This window comes from Syntrophomonas sp., assembly GCF_028707975.1.
Classification (GTDB): Bacteria; Bacillota; Syntrophomonadia; order Syntrophomonadales; family Syntrophomonadaceae; genus Syntrophomonas.
Genome location: NZ_JAQVZX010000159.1, coordinates 1 through 3,099 on the forward strand (window position 1 = coordinate 1; position 3,099 = coordinate 3,099).

At 45.2% G+C, this 3,099-nt stretch carries 4 protein-coding genes; 3 read left to right on the forward strand and 1 reads right to left on the reverse strand.

Features of this window, described 5'->3' with window-relative positions:
• The 3 genes from PHP87_RS11610 to PHP87_RS11620 form a co-directional block, all read left to right on the forward strand.
• The coding region (locus PHP87_RS11610; RefSeq protein ID WP_299921556.1) for an orotidine 5'-phosphate decarboxylase / HUMPS family protein at nucleotides 1-156 on the forward strand (156 nt) is incomplete at its 5' end.
• A gap of 4 nt (nucleotides 157-160) precedes the next feature.
• Nucleotides 161-736, forward strand: coding sequence for an orotate phosphoribosyltransferase (pyrE, locus tag PHP87_RS11615; RefSeq protein ID WP_299921550.1), 576 nt, complete (start codon nucleotides 161-163; stop codon nucleotides 734-736).
• A 17-nt stretch (nucleotides 737-753) separates the two neighbouring features.
• On the forward strand, nucleotides 754-1,053 hold the full coding sequence (locus tag PHP87_RS11620; RefSeq protein WP_299921552.1) for a hypothetical protein: 300 nt from the start codon (nucleotides 754-756) through the stop codon (nucleotides 1,051-1,053).
• An 8-nt stretch (nucleotides 1,054-1,061) separates the two neighbouring features.
• Here PHP87_RS11620 and PHP87_RS11625 read toward each other — a convergent pair whose 3' ends face one another.
• Entirely contained in the window at nucleotides 1,062-2,870 is a 1,809-nt protein-coding gene (locus PHP87_RS11625) for an NFACT RNA binding domain-containing protein (protein WP_299921554.1), read from the reverse strand.
• Nucleotides 2,871-3,099 lie beyond the last annotated feature (229 nt).

Sequence of the window (3,099 nt, forward strand, 5' to 3'; positions counted from 1 at the left end):
CCCGCCTGGTCGGAGACAAATGACCAGAAACGGATTACCACACCGCGACAGGCCCTGGAGATGGGAGCTGATTTTATGGTCATCGGACGACCTATCACTCAGGCAAAAAACCCGGTGGAAGCGGCTTTAAAGATTATTGCTGAATTGGAGGAGTAGAAAAATGTTGAGCAAGGAAGAAGCAACCAGGATTTTTATTGATTCTGGAGCCCTTATGGAGGGTCATTTTCGGCTTACCTCGGGGCGGCACAGCAACCAGTATATGCAATGTGCCCAGGTTCTGCAATATCCCCGGTATACCGAGCAATTGGCGGCACACATTGCGGAAAAGTTTGCTGCAGATAATATCGAAATAGTGGTAGGCCCAGCTATGGGTGGCATAATTGTGGCCTATGAAGTGGCAAGGCAATTGGGAATTCCGGCCATATTTACGGAAAGACAGGAAGGATCCATGGTATTGCGGCGGGGTTTTGAACTGCGTCCAGGTCAGAGAGTTCTGGTCGTTGAAGATGTAATAACCACTGGTGGTTCGGTTTGGGAAGTAATTGAGCTAGTGCAGAAGGCCGGGGCAGTTTTGGCGGGAGTGGCTGTTCTGGTTGACCGCAGCAATGGCGAGGTTGACTTTAAGGTTAAACAAGAAGCGGTGCTGACCATAGATATTAAATCCTTTGAAGCTGCGGACTGCCCGATTTGCCGTGAAGGAAAACTGCCAGTGATAAAGCCGGGCAGTCGTGCTTGAGGAAGGAGAGGCTGGTATTGCGCATTTTCTTAAATGGACAGGAGATGCAGTTTGCCGAGGGTGGATACCAGTATATATTTTTGAAACCCTATAAGCATTCACAGCAGGAAACTATTCCCCGCGAAAGTGGAAAACTGCATATACAACTATATGATAATGGTGTGCAAATTCGCACCTTGATTACCAACAATGAAGTTAGTACTCTGGTGAATCGGAATCTGGCTATAGATACTAAGAACCAAAAGATATATATCCTGGAGGAAGGAAGCGAATATCAAAAAAATCCGGATGGTTCAGTGGAAATTCTCTCGCCATAATAAACGGACTATTTAGTTCCTGGCAAGAGCTGGATTTCGCTTTCTGCTAAGAAACGCTTAAGATTGTCGGAGCAAGGATTGGCCATTATCGTCCAATAATTATCGTAAATTACCATACCGGGTTTGGCACCCGAAGGTTTGCGTACATTGGCGCGGAAAGTATAGTCTACCGGTACTTTATCTGCCTGGTTGGCTTTGCTGAAGTAGGCGGCCAGGCCAGCAGCTTCCCCCAGGCTAAGATCGGGCACATCATTGATGGAGGTCGTTGTTTGGGGCAATTTGATTATTACATGAGTACCAGGAATTTTGCTGCTGTGAAGCCAGAGATCCTGGCGTGCTGCCTGCTTCAGGCTTAAAAGGTCGTTTTGATGGTTGTTCCTGCCTACGAGTATTTCCAAACCATCGGAGGATAGGAAGCGTCGGGGTTGGCTCTTAAGCAGCTCTTTACGCGCACGCTGAGCATGCTCCTTGACATAGCCCTGCTTTTCCAGTTCTTCTCTTATTTCCTCTACTACTTCAGGGGTTTCGGCCTGGACTATCAAGACTATTACTGACTCCAGGTAATCAATTTCCTCCTGGTTGGAAGTCAGAAGCTTGCCCAGGTGCTTTATGGCATTACGGCTTTTGTTATAGGTTTTGAAGTATTTTTGCGCATTTTGAATAGGAGTGTAACGGGGATCCAGTGGAATTTCCACTTCATCTCCTTGATAAAAATCTTTGATTAAAGCAGTTTTATCACCTTTTTGAAACTTAAATGCATAAGCGGTGAGCATTTCACCCCAATCTTTATATTTCAGGTTCTCATGAGCCTTGGCCAGGTCTCCTTCTTGGAAAAACCGCTTCTTGTAGGCTTTGTCCAAACGGGTCTTAATATTTCTGAGCAGGTTGACTTTCATCGATTCCAAGCGAAGCATTTTTAAGCTGTCATTATAGAAACGATCGCAAGCTTCATTAATGCTAGAGAAGTTAATATATTTGTGGTCAGAATCATTAAAAGAAGAAATGGGATAGGGAGCAAACTCAAGCGGTTGCAGATGACTATAGACTGCCACAGGATGCATAGTACCTTGGTCGATTCCTTGCAGCATTTTCTGGGTGTAATTAAAAAGCTTGGAGAGTTCAAGTTCACCGCACTGCTCCACCGCTAACAAGGGTTCAAGACCGGCAGCCAAACAGAGCTCACGGGATGAAAAAGGACTTATTCCCGAAAAAACATTGAAAAAAGAAGCGGCCAAATTTTTATTGCTTTCCTGTTTCCACATGAACTGGACGAATTCTTCGTAGCTTGCCAGGAGAGGGTTTAACTTTCCTTGCTGGGGTGGGTTTATATATTCTCTGCCGGGTAAAACCTCGCGGTAGGAACTCCGCTCATGGCCATACCTTTTTATGGCATCAATAATTATATTGTTTTCCGGGTTTACTAGGATAATATTAGAATGCCTGCCCATAAACTCACAAATCAAACGCTTTATTTTCCACTCGCGAAAATCATCCAGGGCTTCAATATCGATGTGAATAATCCGTTCAAAATCTATTTGTTTAATTTCCTGGACTTTTCCGCCTTCCAAATATTTGCGCAGAAGCATGCAAAATGCTGGGGGGTTAGAGGGGTTAAGTTTTTTTATGCTATTAATATGCAACCTGGCCCAACGTGTGTTGGCGGAAAGCAATAAGCGCAGTGTCCCGCTTCTCATAGTTCTTACAGAAAATGCCAGCTCATCCTTCTCAGGCTGAAATATCTTATCTATTCTGGCCCCGGTCAATAGGGGATTCAATTCCTGGCACAGCGCTCGGATAGTAATACCATCAAAAGACATAAAGCTACCTCCCTGTCAGGAAAAGTATAGCATGCTAAAGCACTTTAATTCAAACCGGATTCCCCTGCAAAAACCCCTTTTTATTGCATAAGGGTTGCATAAATATACAAAGCGAGCGTTGGCGAAGGTAAAAGCGGGCGGTCGAAGACCGCCCTTACAATGCCTTGCAGTCGCTATTAAGGTTGTTGCGTCTGATTCGGAACGACACGGGGGTCGTTCCCTACATACC